Annotated in this window: 17 protein-coding genes; 9 read left to right on the top strand and 8 right to left on the bottom strand. The window is 70.1% G+C overall.

The window, feature by feature from the left end:
* On the top strand, positions 1-253 hold a 253-nt coding region (locus tag CCN56_RS24845; RefSeq protein ID WP_256962124.1), incomplete at its 5' end, for a DUF6344 domain-containing protein.
* 336 nt (positions 254-589) lie between these two features.
* Here CCN56_RS24845 and CCN56_RS24840 read toward each other — a convergent pair.
* Positions 590-1288 carry a DUF5324 family protein gene (locus CCN56_RS24840; RefSeq protein ID WP_086830127.1) on the bottom strand — a complete coding sequence of 233 codons (699 nt, stop codon included), beginning with the start codon at positions 1286-1288 and terminating at the stop codon, positions 590-592.
* 247 nt (positions 1289-1535) lie between these two features.
* Here CCN56_RS24840 and CCN56_RS24835 point away from each other — a divergent pair, with 247 nt between their 5' ends.
* Positions 1536-2063, top strand: a complete 528-nt coding sequence (locus tag CCN56_RS24835; RefSeq protein WP_086830126.1) for a peptidylprolyl isomerase — start codon at positions 1536-1538, stop codon at positions 2061-2063.
* A 22-nt stretch (positions 2064-2085) separates the two neighbouring features.
* The gene (locus tag CCN56_RS24830; RefSeq protein ID WP_086830124.1) at positions 2086-2955 is read left to right on the top strand and encodes a rhomboid family intramembrane serine protease; all 870 of its coding nucleotides are present in this window, start codon (positions 2086-2088) and stop codon (positions 2953-2955) included.
* Positions 2956-3267: 312 nt separating this feature from the next.
* On the opposite strand, the gene crgA is transcribed toward CCN56_RS24830, so the two are convergent.
* Positions 3268-3522, bottom strand: a complete 255-nt coding sequence (gene crgA, locus CCN56_RS24825) for a cell division protein CrgA (RefSeq protein ID WP_041130140.1) — start codon at positions 3520-3522, stop codon at positions 3268-3270.
* A 140-nt stretch (positions 3523-3662) separates the two neighbouring features.
* On the opposite strand from crgA, the gene CCN56_RS24820 reads away from it, so the two are divergent.
* From CCN56_RS24820 to CCN56_RS24795, 6 genes are all read left to right on the top strand, one after another.
* Entirely contained in the window at positions 3663-4430 is a 768-nt protein-coding gene (locus CCN56_RS24820; RefSeq protein ID WP_086830121.1) for a DUF881 domain-containing protein, read from the top strand.
* 15 nt (positions 4431-4445) lie between these two features.
* Positions 4446-5153 (top strand): class E sortase, encoded by a 708-nt coding sequence (locus CCN56_RS24815; protein WP_086830120.1) that lies wholly within the window; start codon positions 4446-4448, stop codon positions 5151-5153.
* A 64-nt stretch (positions 5154-5217) separates the two neighbouring features.
* On the top strand, positions 5218-5379 hold the full coding sequence (locus CCN56_RS43400) for a hypothetical protein (protein WP_015034837.1): 162 nt from the start codon (positions 5218-5220) through the stop codon (positions 5377-5379).
* On the top strand, positions 5376-6014 hold the full coding sequence (locus CCN56_RS24805; RefSeq protein WP_086830118.1) for an aminodeoxychorismate/anthranilate synthase component II: 639 nt from the start codon (positions 5376-5378) through the stop codon (positions 6012-6014). Before CCN56_RS43400 ends, CCN56_RS24805 begins: the two co-directional genes overlap by 4 nt.
* A complete protein-coding gene (locus tag CCN56_RS24800; protein WP_256962123.1) occupies positions 6011-7300 on the top strand; it encodes a class E sortase in 1290 nt (429 codons plus the stop codon). The genes CCN56_RS24805 and CCN56_RS24800 overlap by 4 nt, the downstream gene beginning before the upstream one ends.
* Positions 7301-7337: 37 nt before the next feature.
* Positions 7338-8015 (top strand): class E sortase, encoded by a 678-nt coding sequence (locus CCN56_RS24795; RefSeq protein ID WP_086830116.1) that lies wholly within the window; start codon positions 7338-7340, stop codon positions 8013-8015.
* A gap of 125 nt (positions 8016-8140) precedes the next feature.
* Here CCN56_RS24795 and pknB read toward each other — a convergent pair whose 3' ends face one another.
* From pknB to CCN56_RS24760, 6 genes are all read right to left on the bottom strand, one after another.
* Complete coding sequence (gene pknB, locus CCN56_RS24790; RefSeq protein ID WP_086830114.1) at positions 8141-10162, bottom strand: Stk1 family PASTA domain-containing Ser/Thr kinase; 2022 nt, start codon at positions 10160-10162, stop codon at positions 8141-8143.
* 156 nt (positions 10163-10318) lie between these two features.
* Positions 10319-11785: a penicillin-binding protein 2 gene (locus CCN56_RS24780; protein WP_086830112.1), complete on the bottom strand. Its 1467-nt coding sequence runs from the start codon at positions 11783-11785 to the stop codon at positions 10319-10321.
* Positions 11782-13221, bottom strand: a complete 1440-nt coding sequence (locus CCN56_RS24775; protein WP_086830110.1) for an FtsW/RodA/SpoVE family cell cycle protein — start codon at positions 13219-13221, stop codon at positions 11782-11784. The genes CCN56_RS24780 and CCN56_RS24775 overlap by 4 nt, the downstream gene beginning before the upstream one ends.
* A 26-nt stretch (positions 13222-13247) precedes the next feature.
* Positions 13248-14744, bottom strand: coding sequence for a Stp1/IreP family PP2C-type Ser/Thr phosphatase (locus CCN56_RS24770; RefSeq protein WP_086830108.1), 1497 nt, complete (start codon positions 14742-14744; stop codon positions 13248-13250).
* Between the two features lie 189 nt (positions 14745-14933).
* Positions 14934-15452 (bottom strand): FHA domain-containing protein, encoded by a 519-nt coding sequence (locus CCN56_RS24765; protein WP_041130130.1) that lies wholly within the window; start codon positions 15450-15452, stop codon positions 14934-14936.
* A gap of 10 nt (positions 15453-15462) precedes the next feature.
* Positions 15463-15888, bottom strand: a 426-nt coding sequence (locus CCN56_RS24760; protein ID WP_143664616.1) for an FHA domain-containing protein, incomplete at its 5' end; no start/stop codon positions are given.

The following is a 15888-nucleotide window of genomic DNA, read 5'->3' as shown; positions in this document are numbered from 1 at the left end:
GCCGGCCGCGCCCGCCGCCGCCACCGCCCCCGTCGCCGGGGAGCGCGCCCTCGTCTCCGTACCGGCGCAGCGGGCGCACCGGTGGCCGCTCGTCGGGGACCGCTCCCTGCCGCCCACCATCAAGCAGCGCATCGCCGCCGAGGCCCACGGTTCCTCGCCCTCCGCCCGGCAGCGGTCCTCGTCGACCGCCGGCGTCGAGAGCGACCCGGCGGCGCTGACGGAGCTGGCGCTCGCCGCCGCCACGGCGGCGTAGGGCGCGGGGAGACGACGACGCGTACTCCCCACACCCCACGCACAGCACCCCACGCACAGCACCCCACGCACAGAACCTCGGCAGGACCCGGTGAGGGGTCAGCAGGACCCCAGCAGGCCCCGGTAGGACCCCAGCAGGACCCCCGGTAGGACCTCGGCAGGAGCCGGTGAGGGGCCCAGCAGGACCCAGCAGGCCCCGGTAGGACCCCAGCAGGACCCCCGGTAGGACCTCGGCAGGAGCCGGTGAGGGGCCCAGCAGGACCCAGCAGGACCCCAGCAGGACCCCAGCAGGACCCCAGCAGGACCCCGGTAGGACCTCGGCAGGAGTGGCGGTCGGTCAGCGGCGCTCGTCGCGTTCGGCGGCTTCTGCGGCGGCCGCGGCATCGGCCTCGGTCTCCGCCTCCGCATCGAGGGAGGCCCCACTGCCGTCGACGGACGGCGGCGAGGAGCCCTCGTCCATCTCGGTGGGCGCGGGAGGCTCGACCAGCCAGTCGGGATTGGCCTGCTTGTCCCACCACTTCCAGGCGGCGAACGCGCCGCCGACCAGTACGCCGAGGGCGACGAGTCCCCAGGCGAGGCGTCCGGCCCTGGCCCGACGCTCGTGCTTCTTCACGATCTTCCGGATTTCCTTCGGCGTCACCTGACCGCGCAGCGCGGCCCAGGCGGCGGTGGAACGCGACCCGGCCTCCTCCAGGACGGGACCGGTCGCGGCGACCGCGCTCTCGACGCGCGGGACGGTGTAGTCGGCCGCCTGACGGGCGGCCTGGCGGGTCTTGACCGCCGCACGGTGTGCGGCCGCGTCGACCCGCGGCGGTACGTGCGGCGCGACATACGAGTCGTACTGCGCGCGAGCCTGTGTACGGGCCGCGGACGCGGCCTTCGAGACCTTCGGCGCGAGCACCACCCGCGCCTCGTGTGCGTAGTGCGCGGCCTGGTCCTTGGCCGAGCCGGCGTACGGCGCCACCACTTCCGCGGCGTGCAGGACGCTCTCCTTCGCCGAACCTGTCGCGGCGCGCACGCTGTCCATGCGGGTCACGGGATTCCTCCTCCTCGGTGGCGATGTCGGTTTTTCACCTTTCCATCCTTTTCGGAATCATGCCCGTCGGAGCGGCGTCCGGCATGCGGGGCTGGCATCCGGGGCATGCGAGGATCGGACACGCCAGAGACAGACGTGACATGACGCGAGTCGGCGCGATTCGACGCGATTCCATCCGAGACGACGCGAGTCGGTGCCGGACGACGCGGCACGACGCGACACGACGTGGGACGGAAGGCGACCGACCGTGGCCGAGCAGCTGTACGCGATCCTCAAGACGAGCCTGGGTGACATCACGGTGCGGCTGATGCCGTTCCACGCCCCGAAGACGGTCCGGAACTTCGTCGAACTCGCCTCCGGCGAGCGCGAGTGGACGCACCCCGCCACCGGCACGGTCTCCTCGGACCCGCTCTACGACGGAACGGTCTTCCACCGGGTCATCAAGGGCTTCATGATCCAGGGCGGCGACCCGCTGGGGAACGGCACGGGCGGACCGGGCTACGAGTTCGCCGACGAGTTCCACCCGGAGCTCTTCTTCGACCGGCCCTACCTGCTGGCCATGGCCAACGCGGGCCCGGGCACCAACGGCTCGCAGTTCTTCATCACCGTCGGCCCCGCGACCTGGCTGAACCGCAAGCACACCATCTTCGGCGAGGTCGCCGACCAGGCGAGCCGGAAGGTCGTCGACGCGATCGCGACCACCGCGACCGACCCGCACACCGAGCGTCCGCTCCAGGACGTCGTCGTCGAGTCCGTGGTGATCGAGAAGCGCTGAGGCGGAAGGGACGGAACCTCCCATGGACACGCAGCCCGGTCTGCTGCGCTGCTACCGCCACCCGGAGGCCGAGACCGGCATCCGCTGCGCCCGCTGCGAGCGGCCCATCTGCCCGCAGTGCATGATCCCCGCGTCCGTCGGCTTCCAGTGCCCCGAGTGCGTACGGAACGGCTCGGGCACCGGCCACGCCGCCGGCGCCAACCAGCCCCGGACGCTCGCGGGCGGCCGGGTGGCGGCGGACGGACGCCTCGTCACCAAGATCCTCATGGCGATCAACCTGGCGCTGTTCATCGCCGTGCAGGTGGTGGGCGACCGGCTCCTCGACGACCTCGCGCTCATCGGCGGTGGCCATGTGGTCCTCGCGAACGGTGAGCCGGTCGGGGTCGCGGACGGCGAGTGGTACCGCCTGCTGACCTCCGCCTTCCTCCACCAGGAGCTCCCGCACTTCCTCTTCAACATGCTGGGCCTGTGGATGATCGGCGGGATCGTCGAGCCCGAGCTGGGGAGGATCCGGTACACGGCCCTCTGCCTGCTCTCCGCGCTCTCCGGCTCCACGCTGGCCTATCTGCTCTCCCCGCACACCCAGTTCTCGCTCGGCGCCTCCGGCATGGTCTACGGCCTGATCGGAGCCTGGATCGTGCTGGCCCGGCACAGGCGGCAGGACATGCGTCCGGCACTCCTGTTCGTGGCGCTGAACCTGCTCATCACGTTCACCCGTCCGGGGATCTCCTGGGAGGCGCACATCGGCGGTCTGGTGGCCGGCCTCCTGGTGACGTACGCGATGGTGCACGCGCCGCGGGCCCGGCGGGACCTCGTGCAGTACGGCGCCTGTGGACTGGTGCTCCTGATCGACCTGGGGATCGTGCTCGCCCGTTCGGCTGCGCTCACCTGAGCACAGGGACCTGTGGACGAGCTTCTCCGTAAGCTTTCCCCAGAGTTATCCACAGTGCGTGGCGAATCCTTCCCGCTCTGTGGGGAAAGACAAAGCCCCTCGCCTCTGACCTGGTGTTTCTCCAGGGAGGCGAGGGGCGCTGTGTGTTCTGCCGAGGGTGATTCCGGTCATACCGCCGTCAACCCCGTGTGAGTTATCCACAGATCTTCGTAAGTTATCCAGTGCTGTGCACAACGCTGTGGATAAGCTCGGGGGTGAGCTTGACGAGGGCCTGTCGCGACCGCTAGATCGCCCGGAGCACGGCTCCTCGGGCTACTTCCACTGCGTGGAGACGCCGAAGCCGGCCGCGATGAAGCCGAAGCCCACCACGATGTTCCAGTTCCGGATCGCCTCGACCGGCATGGAGCCGTCGGTGACGTAGAAGACCACGATCCACACAAGACCGATGGCGAACAGCGCCAGCATCACCGGCGCCACCCAGCCGCGGTTGGTCAGCTTGATATTGGTGGCCTGCTTGGCGGGCGGAGGCGTGAAGTCGGCCTTCTTGCGGATCCGTGACTTCGGCACGAGGGACTCTCCTGTCGATGCGCTGCGTGACCGCGCAGGGAACTGTGGCTGGCGCCGGGATGTGACGAAGGAGGACGACTGCGTCCCCCAGGCGTCCGTTAGCGTAGTGGTTCCGCGGCACCGAAGGGGATCAGGGTACGTTGAGCAATTCCGCCGACACTCCCGAAGGGCCGGGCCGCACCACGAGGTGGCGCCCCGTCCGGGTGCTCACCCTTGCCGTTTTCGCCCTCGCCGGACTGATCTTCGTCACGAGCTTCAACACGGCCAAGGGCACCAACATCCGCACGGACGCCTCGCTCCTCAGGCTGTCCGACCTCATCGAGGAACGCAGCCACAAGAACGCCGGCCTCGACGAGTCCGCCGCCGCCCTCCGCGCCCAGGTCGACTCCCTCGCCGCCCGCGACGACGGCTCCACGCGCGCGGAGGACAGGGAACTCGACGCGCTCGAAGTGAAGGCGGGCACCACCGAGGTCTCCGGCTCCGGCCTCACCGTCACCCTCGACGACGCCCCGCCGAACGCCCAGGCCGCCCCCGGCTACCCCGAACCGCAGGCCAACGACCTGGTCATCCACCAGCAGGACCTCCAGGCCGTCGTCAACGCCCTCTGGCAGGGCGGCGCCGAAGGCATCCGGGTCATGGACCAGCGGCTCATCTCCACCAGCGCCGTGCGCTGCGTCGGCAACACCCTGATCCTCCAGGGCCGCGTCTACTCCCCGCCGTACAAGATCACCGCTGTCGGTGACCAGGGGAAGCTGACCAGGGCGCTCGCCGCCTCCCCCGCGCTCCAGAACTACCAGCTGTACGTCAAGGCGTACGGACTCGGCTGGAAAGTCGACGAGCACAGGGCGGTGACTCTTCCGGGGTACTCGGGCACAGTGGACCTCCACTACGCGAAGCCGGTGAGCTGACAGCGGGAGGGCCGCTTGCGTCTCGTCGTGAGGACCCTCAGCGAGCTGTGCCTGACCGTCGGCACCCTCATCGTCCTCTTCGTCGTGTACGTCCTGTACTGGATCGGCGTCCAGGCCGACAGCGCCAGCGCCGCCCAGATCGACACCCTGCAGCGCGAGTGGGCCGACCTGCCCGTCGCCGCCGTACCCGCACCCGACCCCGCACCCGACCCCGCACCCGACCCCGCGCGCGTACCGAAGCCGAAGCCGTACGTCACCGGCAAGGGCATCGCCGTGATGTACGTCCCCCGGCTCGGCCGCGACTGGAAGTGGCCCGTCCTCGAAGGCACCGGCCCCGACGTCCTCAAGAAGGGCCTCGGGCACTACGCCCGCACCACCACGCTCGGCGGCACCGGGAACTTCGCCGTCGCCGGCCACCGCCGCACCCACGGCGACCCCTTCAAGGACTTCCCGCGGCTGCGCCCCGGCGACGCGATCGTCCTCACCGACGGGACGACCTGGTTCACGTACCGGATCGACCGCGGGCCCTACCGGACCGTCCCCGGCGACACCGCCGTCGTCGACCCCGTCCCCAGGAAGTCCGGCTTCCACGGGCCCGGCCGCTACCTCACCCTCACCACCTGCGACCCCGAGTGGGGCAGCAGCCACCGCCTGATCGTGTGGGCGCACCTCGACGCCACCCGCCCGGTGACCGACGGTCGTCCACAGGCTTTGGACAGCTGACCCCTCACGGCCCCCTCGCCCCGTACTCTGGTCCCCGTAACGAACGGAAGGGGCGGTCCACGTCATGTACGGCTGGATCTGGCGGCATCTGCCGGGCAACGCGTGGGTACGGGCGCTGATCTCGATCGTGCTGGTCCTCGCGGTCGTCTACGTCCTCTTCCAGTACGTGTTCCCCTGGGCGGAGCCTCTGCTTCCGTTCAACGATGTGACGGTGGACGGCCAGTGAGCGCGCGAATTCTCGTCGTCGACAACTACGACAGCTTCGTCTTCAACCTCGTTCAGTACCTCTACCAGCTCGGTGCCGAGTGCGAAGTGCTCCGCAACGACGAGGTGGAGCTCAGCCACGCGCAGGACGGCTTCGACGGCGTGCTCCTGTCGCCCGGGCCGGGCGCGCCCGAGCAGGCCGGCGTGTGCATCGACATGGTGCGCCACTGCGCCGACACCGGTGTGCCCGTCTTCGGCGTCTGCCTCGGCATGCAGTCGATGGCCGTGGCGTACGGCGGCGTCGTCGACCGCGCGCCCGAGCTGCTGCACGGCAAGACCTCCCTCGTCACGCACGAGGGCCAGGGCGTCTTCGCGGGCCTCCCCTCGCCGTTCACCGCGACCCGCTACCACTCGCTGGCCGCCGAGCCCGCCGCCCTGCCGGCCGAGCTCGAGGTCACCGCGCGGACCGAGGACGGCATCATCATGGGGCTGCGCCACCGTGAACTCCCGGTCGAGGGCGTGCAGTTCCACCCCGAGTCGGTCCTCACCGAGCACGGTCACCTGATGCTCGCCAACTGGCTGGAGCAGTGCGGCGACAAGGGGGCGGTCGGCCGGTCGGCGGGGCTCGCTCCGGTGGTGGGCAAGGCCGTCGCGTGACGACGGGCTCGCCGTGGTTCCGGCCGACGAACGGACCGGGGCCCGAGCCGATACCCGGTGACTCGTACGCGCCCGCCGAACCGTACGCGGCGGCCGAACCGTACGCGCCCGCCGAACCGTACGCGCCCGCCGAACCGTACGCGGGCGGCGATGCGTACGTACCCGCGCCCGCCGAGCAGTACGCCGCCACCGAGCAGTACGCGGCCACCGAGCCGTACGCGGCCCCCGAGTCGTACGCGCCGCCCGCCGACCCGTACGTATCGGCGGACTCCTACGTCCCCGCCGAGGCGTACGCGTACGAGGAGCCCGCGTCCGTACCTCAGGGGGCCGTCGCCCAAGAGGGCCCCTACGAGCCCTCGTACGGGCCGTACGAGGCGGAGGAGCCCCCGCGGGCCCCGCGGGACGAGACGATGCCCATCCCGGTCCTGGAAGAGGTCTCAGAGCCGGGCTCCGAGCCGCCCACGGGGCCCGGGCGGGCCGAGCGCCGGCGCGCCGCCAAGGGCGGCCGGGGCAGGAGCCGGGGCACGGCCCCCGCAGCTCCCGCCCCCGCCGCCGAGGGCCGGCCCCTCTCCCGCGTCGAGGCCCGGCGGGCCGCCCGCGCGGCCAAGGAGAGCGTCGGCGTCGTCGCCAGCCGCGTCGTCGGGGAACTCTTCATCACCTTCGGCGTCGTCATGCTCCTCTTCGTCACCTACCAGCTGTGGTGGACGAACGTCCGGGCCGGCCAGGAGACGGACCGGGCCAAGGAGCAGATCGAGGACACCTGGTCCAAGGGCGGGGACACCAGCGAGCCCGAGGCCTTCGAGCCCGGCAAGGGCTTCGCCATCATGTACATCCCCAAGCTGGACGTCGTCGTCCCCATCGCCGAGGGCACCAGCAAGACCGAGGTCCTCGACAAGGGCATGGTCGGCCACTACGGCGAGGGCAAGCTCAAGACGGCCATGCCCGCCGACAAGCAGGGCAACTTCGCGGTGGCCGGCCATCGCAACACGCACGGCGAACCCTTCCGGTACATCAACCAGTTGAAGCCCGGGGACCCGATCGTCGTCGAGACCCAGAGCGCGTACTACACGTACGAGATGGCCAGCGTCCTGCCGCAGACCTCGCCCTCCAACGTCTCGGTGATCGACCCCGTGCCGAAGCAGTCCGGCTTCAAGGGCCCCGGCCGGTACATCACGTTGACCACCTGCACACCGGAGTTCACCAGCACGTACCGCATGATCGTGTGGGGCAAGCTGGTCGAGGAACGCCCGCGCAGCAAGGGAAAGCCGAAAGCGCTCGTAGGCTGAGACCCCACACCTCCGGACGGGACGACGGGACGACCTAGTGGCACGCGCGCGCAACCGGATCGCCGGGATCATCAGCCTCATCGGCGAACTCCTCATCACGGCGGGCCTGGTGCTCGGCCTCTTCGTCGTCTACTCCCTGTGGTGGACCAACGTCCTCGCCGACCGGGCCGCCGACAAGGACGGCGCCCAGGTCCGCGGCCAGTGGGCCGACCAGGGCCCGGGGGCGCTCGACACCAAGGACGGCATCGGCTTCCTCCACGTACCCGCCATGAACAACGGCGAGGTCCTGGTGAAGCAGGGCACCGGCACCGACGTCCTCAACCACGGCGTCGCCGGCTACTACACCGACCCGGTCAAGTCCGGGCTGCCGCAGGACAAGCAGGGCAACTTCACGCTCGCCGCGCACCGGGACGGGCACGGCGCCAAGTTCCACAACATCCACAAGTTGAAGACCGGGGACGCGATCGTCTTCGAGACCAAGGACACCTGGTACGTCTACAAGGTCTACAAGACCCTGCCCGAGACCACGAAGTACAACGTGGACGTCCTCCAGCCCGTCCCGAAGGAATCCGGCAGGACCAAGCCCGGCCGCTACATCACGCTGACCACCTGCACCCCCATGTACACCTCGGACTACCGCTACATCGTCTGGGGCGAACTGGTACGCACGGAGAAGGTCGACCGCGACCGCACGCCGCCGGCGGAACTGCGCTGAGCTTCGGGAGCTGAGCCTCGGGCGCCGAACTTCGGGCGCCGATCTTCGGGTGGAGACGGGAGAGCCCCGGCATCCAGTGCGGATGCCGGGGCTCTCCCGTTGTGCGTGCCGGTGCGTGCCGGGCGTCAGCCGAAGAAGCCGCCGCCGGGGTTTCCGTTGTTGTTGTCCCCGCCGCCTCCGCCGCCCAGCGTGGTGACGGTGATCGGCTGGTTGGTGGGAACCGTCGAACCCTCCGGGGGGTTCGTGCCGAGGACCATGGCGTCCTCCTTGTCGGAGCCCACCTGGACGACCTGCAGACCCATGCCCTGGAGCAGGTCCCGGACTTCCTTGAACTTCTTGCCGGTCAGGCCCGTGGGGATCTGGACCGTCTGCTGCTGCGGGCCCTTGGAGACCTTCAGCGTGATCTGGACGTCCTTCGGCTGGTTCGACGGGCCCTGCGGGGTCTGGTCGACGACCGTGCCAGCGGGCTGGTCAGAGTCGACCTCCTCCCTGGTCACGTTCCTGAAGCCGATCGCGTTCAGCTGCTGGATGGCCTGGTCGACGTTGCGGGTCTTGACGTCGGGAAGCTCCGACAGCTGCTTCTTCGCGACCGTGATCGTGATCTCGGAGTTCTTCTCCGCCTTCGTGCCGCCCTCGGGGTTCTGGCGCAGGACCGTGCCGGGGTCCTGATCGGCGGACTCCTCCTGCTCGACCTTGACCTTGAAGCCCTTGTCCTTGAGGCTCTGCTCGGCCCGCTCCTGGGACTGCTCCATGACGTCCGGGACCTCGATGAGCGGGGCGCCCTCGGAGACGTACACCTGGACCGTGCCGTCGGTCTCCATCTTCGCGCCGGGGCCCGCGGCCGGGTCCTGACGGCAGATGGCGTCCTTGGGCTGGTCACAGCGCTCGGTGCCGGCCTGCTGGACCTTCACCTGGGCGTTCTTCGCCAGGTCCTGCGCCCCCTGCAGGGTCTGGCCGACCAACTGCGGGACCGTGACCTTCTGCGGGCCGTCCTTCTTGTCCATGAGCGAGACACCGATGAAGATCGCGCCGACGAGCACCAGGACGCCCGCGAGGGCCAGCAGGATCGTCGAGGTGTTCGACTTCTTCTGGCCACCGCCGCGGCGGCGGTCCGGACGGTCGTCGTAGCCGTAGCCGCCGTCGTCCGGGTTCACCGGCGGCAGCATCGAGGTCTGGCCGGCCGGGTCGGCCTGGCGCAGCGCGGTGGTCGGCTGGTCCTCCGGCGGATAGCCGCCGTAGCCCCCGCCGTACGCGGGCGCGCCCGCCATGCCCATTCCCATGCCCATCGCGGCGGCGGCCGCGACCGGCTGACCGTCGAGGCAGGCCTCGATGTCCGCGCGCATCTCGTCGGCGGACTGGTAGCGGTAGTCGGGGTCCTTGACCAGCGCCTTCAGGACGATGGCGTCCATCTCGGGCGTGATCTCGGGGTCGAAGTTGCTCGGTGGCTGCGGCTCCTCGCGGACGTGCTGGTACGCGACCGCGACCGGGGAGTCGCCGATGAACGGGGGCCGGACGGTGAGCAGCTCGTAGAGCAGGCAGCCCGTGGAGTACAGGTCGGAGCGGGCGTCGACCTGCTCGCCCTTGGCCTGCTCGGGGGAGAGGTACTGGGCCGTGCCGATCACCGCGGAAGTCTGCGTCATGGTCATGCCGGAGTCGCCCATGGCGCGCGCGATGCCGAAGTCCATGACCTTGACCTGGCCGGTGCGCGTCAGCATGACGTTCGCCGGCTTGATGTCACGGTGCACGATGCCGGCGCGGTGCGAGTACTCCAGCGCCTGGAGGATGCCGACCGTCATCTCGAGGGTGCGCTCGGGCAGCAGCTTGCGCCCGGAGTGCAGCAGCTCGCGCAGGGTCGACCCGTCGACGTACTCCATCACGATGTACGGGATGGAGACCTGGTCGACGTAGTCCTCGCCGGTGTCGTAGACCGCGACGATCGCCGGGTGGTTCAGCGAGGCGGCGGACTGTGCCTCACGGCGGAACCGGGCCTGGAAGGACGGATCGCGGGCCAGGTCGGCCCGCAGCGTCTTCACGGCGACGGTGCGGCCGAGCCGGGTGTCCTGGGCGAGGTACACCTCGGCCATGCCACCACGGCCGAGCACCGGGCCCAGCTCGTACCGGCCGCCGAGGCGACGCGGCTCTTCCATAGCTAATCCAGCCCTCTCCGTCTGTCCCGACCGCACCCATGGGTGGTCCGGCGGTGTGTGCTGTTCGCGCATACGCTACCGGCCCCGGGAAGGCGATCCGCCCGGGGCCGGTAGCTGATACCTGACCGGTACCTGGCTCGTACGGGGTCCGGGGGGTCAGCCCCGGGTCTTGATGACGGCCTTCATCACGGCCTTGGCGATCGGGGCGGCCAGGCCGCCACCGGTGATGTCCTCACGGTCGGTGCCCGCCGAGTCCTCGACGACGACGGCGACCGCGACCGGGGAGCCCTCGGCCGTCTTGGCATACGAGATGAACCAGGCGTACGGGCGCTTGGCGTTCTTCTCGCCGTGCTGGGCCGTACCCGTCTTGCCGCCGACCTTCACGCCGTCCATGTGCAGATCGGCGTTGCCGCCGGTTCCGTTGCTGACGACGTTCTCCATCATCTGCTGGAGCTTCTGGGCGGTCTCCGGCGAGACCGGACGACTCATCTCCTCCGGCTCGTTCTGCTTGAGGACGTCGAGGTTCGGGGCCCGCAGCTGGTCGATCATGTACGGCTTCATCAGCTTGCCGTCGTTGGCGATCGCCGCCGTGACCATCGCCATCTGGAGCGGGGTCGTCGCGGTGTTGAACTGGCCGATGGACGAGAGCGCGTTGCCGGGGCGGTCGGCCTTCTTGTCGAAGACGGAGGCCGAGGAACGGACCGGGGTGAACTGCTCGGCGTTGAAGCCGAACTTCTCCGCCATCTCGACCATCTTGTCGCGGCCGACGTCGTCGCCGAGCTTCGCGAAGACCGAGTTGCAGGAGATCTCCAGGGCACGGTTCAGACTGGCGTTGGCGCAGCCCCTGGCGTGGTTGACCATCTCCTTGGTGGAGAGCGGGAGCTTCCAGCCCTCCGGGGTGTCGGTCGGCGCGTTGATGTCGGTGACCTTGCCGTTCTCCAGCGCGGCGGCGGCCGTGACGACCTTGAAGACGGAGCCGGGCGGGTAGATCTCGCGGATCGCGCGGTTCAGCTTCGGCTTGTTCTTGTCCTTCTCCAGCGCGACCCAGGCCTTCTCGTCCGTGCCGGAGTAGCCGGCGAAGGAGGAGGGGTCGTACGAGGGAGTGGACGCCATCGCGAGGATCTTGCCGGTCTTCGGCTCGATGGCGACGACGGCGCCGGTCTTGCTGCCGAGTCCCTTGTAGGCGGCCTTCTGCGCGGCGCCGCTGAGGGTGGTGACGACGTCGCCGCCCTTCTTCTTCTCACCGGTGAACATGGCGAGGGTGCGGTCGAAGAAGAGCCGGTCGTCGTTGCCGGTGAGGATGCCGTCCTCGATCTTCTCGATCTGGTTGGCGTCGTAGGCCTGCGAGGCGTACCCGGTGACCGGGGCCCACATGGGGCCGTCCACATAGGTCCGCTTGTACTTGTAGAACTTGTCGCCCGAGTCGACGGAGCCCGTGACGGGCTTGCCGTCGACGATGATGTTCCCGCGCTCGTTCGAGTACCGCTCGATCTGGATGCGCCGGTTCTTGGGGTGCGCGGTCAGCTCCTCGGCGCGGACGGCCTGGAGCCAGTTGTCCCGCAGGAGCAGGGCGAGGACGAGCAGGCCGCAGAAGATCGCGACCCGCCGCAGCGGCTTGTTCACGGACGGACCACCTGGGTCATCTCGGCGTCGGGGTTCGGGGCGGGGGCGGGCGCGGGACGGCGCGCGGTGTCGCTGATCCGGATCAGGATGCCGATGAGGGCCCAGTTGGCGATCACGGAGGAACCGCCGTACGCGAGGAACGGCATCGTCATACCGGTGAGCGGGATGAGGCCCATCACACCGCCGGCGACGACGAAGATCTGCAGTGCGAAGGCACCGGAGAGGCCCATCGCGAGCAGCTTGCCGAAGGGGTCGCGGGCGGCGAGGGAGGTGCGGATGCCGCGCTCGATGATCAGGCCGTACAGCAGCAGGAAGACCATGACGCCGGTCAGGCCGAGCTCCTCGCCGACGGTGGCGAAGATGAAGTCGGAGTTGGCGGCGAACTGGATGAGGTCGGAGTTGCCCTGGCCGAGACCGGTGCCCAGGATGCCGCCCGAGCCGAACGACATGAGCACCTGCGTCATCTGGTCACAGGCGTTGAGCATGTTCGGGTCGGTGGCCGTCTTCAGGCACTCGAAGGGGTCGATCCACGCGGCCACACGCGACTTCACGTGGCTGGCCGTGGAGCCGACGACCACCGCGCCGGCCACGGCCATCAGCAGACCCATGACGATCCAGCTGGTCCGCTCGGTCGCCACGTACAGCATGATCACGAACATGCCGAAGAACAGCAGCGAGGTACCGAGGTCGTTCTCGAAGACCAGGATGAGGAGGCTGACCGCCCAGATCGTGATGATCGGGCCGAGGTCACGGCCGCGCGGCAGGTAGAGCCCCATGAAACGGCGGCTCGCCAGGGCCAGCGCGTCCCGCTTCACCATGAGGTAGCCGGAGAAGAAGATCGCCAGGACCAGCTTGGCGAACTCACCGGGCTGGATCGAGAAGCCGCCGACGCGGATCCAGATCTTGGCGCCGAAGACGTCCGCGCCGAGCCCCGGCACGAGCGGCAGCAGCAGCAGGACGAGCGCCGCCACCATCGAGATGTACGTGTACCGCTGCAGCACCCGGTGGTCCTTGAGCAGCAGCAGCACGCCCACGAACATCGCGATGCCGATCGCCGAGTACATCATCTGGCTCGGCGCGGACGGGCTGAACGCCCCGTACGCGCGCTTCGCCAGCGAGATCAGCCGCGGCGACTGGTCGAGACGCCAGATCAGCACCAGACCCATGCCGTTCAGCAGGGTCGCGAGCGGAAGCAGCAGCGGGTCCGCGTACGGGGCCCACTTCCGCACCACCAGGTGCGCGACGCCCGCGAGGAGGGTCAGGCCGAGGCCGTACCCGAGCATTCCGGCCGGGACCTTGCCGTCGATGGCCAGGCCCACGTTGAGGTACGCGAACACCGGGATGACGACGGCGAACGCGAGCAGCGCCAGCTCGGTGTTGCGGCGGCTCGGCGCCTCGATCGCGCCGATGGTGGTCGTGTTGGTGACAACGCTCATGGTGGTGAAAGGCCCCCTACGGGTGCTTACTGCTTGCCGCAGTTCGAGGCCAGCTTCTGCTCCTCCGCGGTGAGGGTGGGACCCGGGGACGGAGCGGCTGTGGTGGGCTTGGGGGTCGGGGTGGCGGTGCCTGCGGGCTGCTGGGTGGCCGGCGGCTTGCTCGCCTGGTCGGCGGCCTTCTCGGCGGCGGCGTGACGCTGCTCGGCCTTCTTGCAGGCCGAGGCCTGCACGGCCAGCTCGGAGATCTTCGTCTCGGCCTTGCCGAGGCTGCCGCCCGCGATCGTGTCCTCGACCTGCTTCCGCTGGTAGGCGGGGAGGTACTTGAGTTCGATCTCGGGGTGGTCCTTCTCGACCTTCGAGAGCGACACCCACGCCAGGTCCTGGCTGATGCCCTGGTACAGCGCCACGTGCTGGTCCTTGGAACCCACGTAGTACTGCGTCTGCGTCCAGCGCCAGGCGCCGTACAGGCCGCCGCCGATGACGCCGAGGGTGAGGACGAGGAAGAAGGAGCGCTTGAGCCACTTGCGGCCGGTGCGCGGCTTGACGAAGTCGTCGTCCGTGTACGAGTCGAAGGAGCCCTGCGGGGGCATGCCGCCGTAGCCGTGGTCGCCGCCGCCGCTGCCGGGCGGGCCGAAGCCGCCGGCGGGGGGCTGCTGGTGCGGCGCGGGGCGGCCGAGGCCGGAGGCGCGGCCGGCGGGGGTCTGCATCGCCCCGCCGTCGTTCAGCTGGGCCTGGTTCTCGGCGACGGCGCCCACGATGACCGGGGTGTCGCTGAGGTGACCGGCGAGGGTGTCGCCGCCGTCGACGTCGAGGACGTCGGCGACGATCACCGTGATGTTGTCGGGGCCGCCGCCGCGCAGCGCGAGCTGGATCAGCTCCTGCACGGTCTCGTGCGGGCCCTGGTAGCTGGCGAGGGTGTCCTCGAGGGTCTGGTGGGAGACCACGCCGGACAGGCCGTCGGAGCAGATCAGGTAGCGGTCGCCGGCCCGGACCTCACGGATGGAGAGGTCGGGTTCGACGTGGTCGCCGCTGCCGAGCGCGCGCATGAGGAGCGAGCGCTGCGGGTGGGTGGTGGCCTCTTCCTCGGTGATCCGGCCCTCGTCGACGAGGCGCTGGACCCAGGTGTGGTCCTGGGTGATCTGGGTGAGGACACCGTCGCGCAGCAGGTAGGCGCGCGAGTCGCCGACGTGCACGAGACCGAGGCGCTGGCCGGTCCACAGGAGGGCGGTGAGCGTGGTGCCCATGCCCTCCAGCTGCGGGTCCTCCTCGACCATCATCCGCAGCTGGTCGTTGGCGCGCTGCACCGCCGTACCGAGCGAGGTGAGGATGTCGGAGCCGGGGACGTCGTCGTCGAGCGTGACGAGCGTGGAGATCACCTCGGAGGAGGCGACCTCGCCGGCGGCCTGGCCGCCCATGCCGTCGGCGATGGCGAGCAGCCGGGGCCCGGCGTAGCCCGAGTCCTCGTTGCCCTCGCGGATCATGCCCTTGTGCGAGCCCGCGGCGAATCGCAGGGACAGAGTCATGCCCACCTGCCCTGTCGACGCTGCATCGGGGTACAGCCGGTCTCGACCCACACTGCCCACCCTCCGGTCGCTCCGTTCACGCCGGCCCCGCCGGTCGCTCCGGTCGCTTCAGTCGCTCCGGTCGGGAGCGCGGCACGGCCTTTGACGGGGCTCGTCCCGGCTCGCTCGCTCCGCTCGCTCATTTTCGTACTACTTCCGCAGCTCGATGACGGTCTTGCCGATGCGGATCGGCGCGCCCAGCGGAATCGGTGTGGCGGTGGTGAGGCGGGCCCGGTCGAGATAGGTGCCGTTCGTGGACCCGAGGTCCTCGACGATCCACTGGCCGTCCCGGTCCGGGTAGATCCGGGCGTGGCGGCTGGAGGCGTAGTCGTCGTCGAGGACGATCGTCGAGTCGTGCGCCCGGCCCAGCGTGATCGTCTGGCCCTGGAGGGCGACGGTCGTGCCGGTGAGGGTGCCCTCGGAGACGACCAGCTTGGTCGGGGCGCCGCGGCGCTGGCGGCCTCCCGCGTTCTGCTGGCCGCGCTGCTGCGGAGGCGCGGCGGCCTGGCGCGCGTTCTGCTGGGGTCGCGCCTCCTGGCGCCGCGAACCGCGCTGGGTGACCCGCGTACCGAACAGGTCGCTGCGGATGACCTGGACGGCCACGATGACGAACAGCCACAGAACGGCCAGGAAACCCAACCGCATGACCGTCAGGGTCAGCTCTGACATTGCCCCCGCTTCACCCTTCGGCTTGCCGGTAAACGATGGTGGTGCTGCCCACGACGATCCGCGAGCCGTCGCGGAGCGTAGCGCGGGTGGTGTGCTGCCCGTCCACCACGATGCCGTTGGTGGATCCCAGATCCTGGATCGTCGAGGGCGTTCCGGTCCGGATCTCGCAGTGCCGGCGGGAGACGCCGGGATCGTCGATCCTCACGTCCGCGTCGGTGCTGCGGCCGAGGACCAGGGTCGGGCGGGAGATCTGGTGGCGGGTGCCGTTGATCTCGATCCAGCGGCGCACCGGGGTGCCCGCTCCGGCGTGGGTGCCGGGGCCGGGCGTGGATCCGGGGCCGCCCGCCGGGCGTCCGGCGGGCGCCGTCGGCCGGTGGCCGGGCGCGCCGGGAGGCGGAGAGGCGGGCATGGGCGGGGCGCCGGCCGGGGGGTACCC

The organism is Streptomyces sp. NRRL B-24572 (assembly GCF_002156145.1).
Classification (GTDB): Bacteria; Actinomycetota; Actinomycetes; order Streptomycetales; family Streptomycetaceae; genus Streptomyces; species Streptomyces vietnamensis.
The sequence above is the reverse complement of the archived record's forward strand: the minus strand, read 5'-3'. Positions and strand labels throughout refer to the sequence as shown.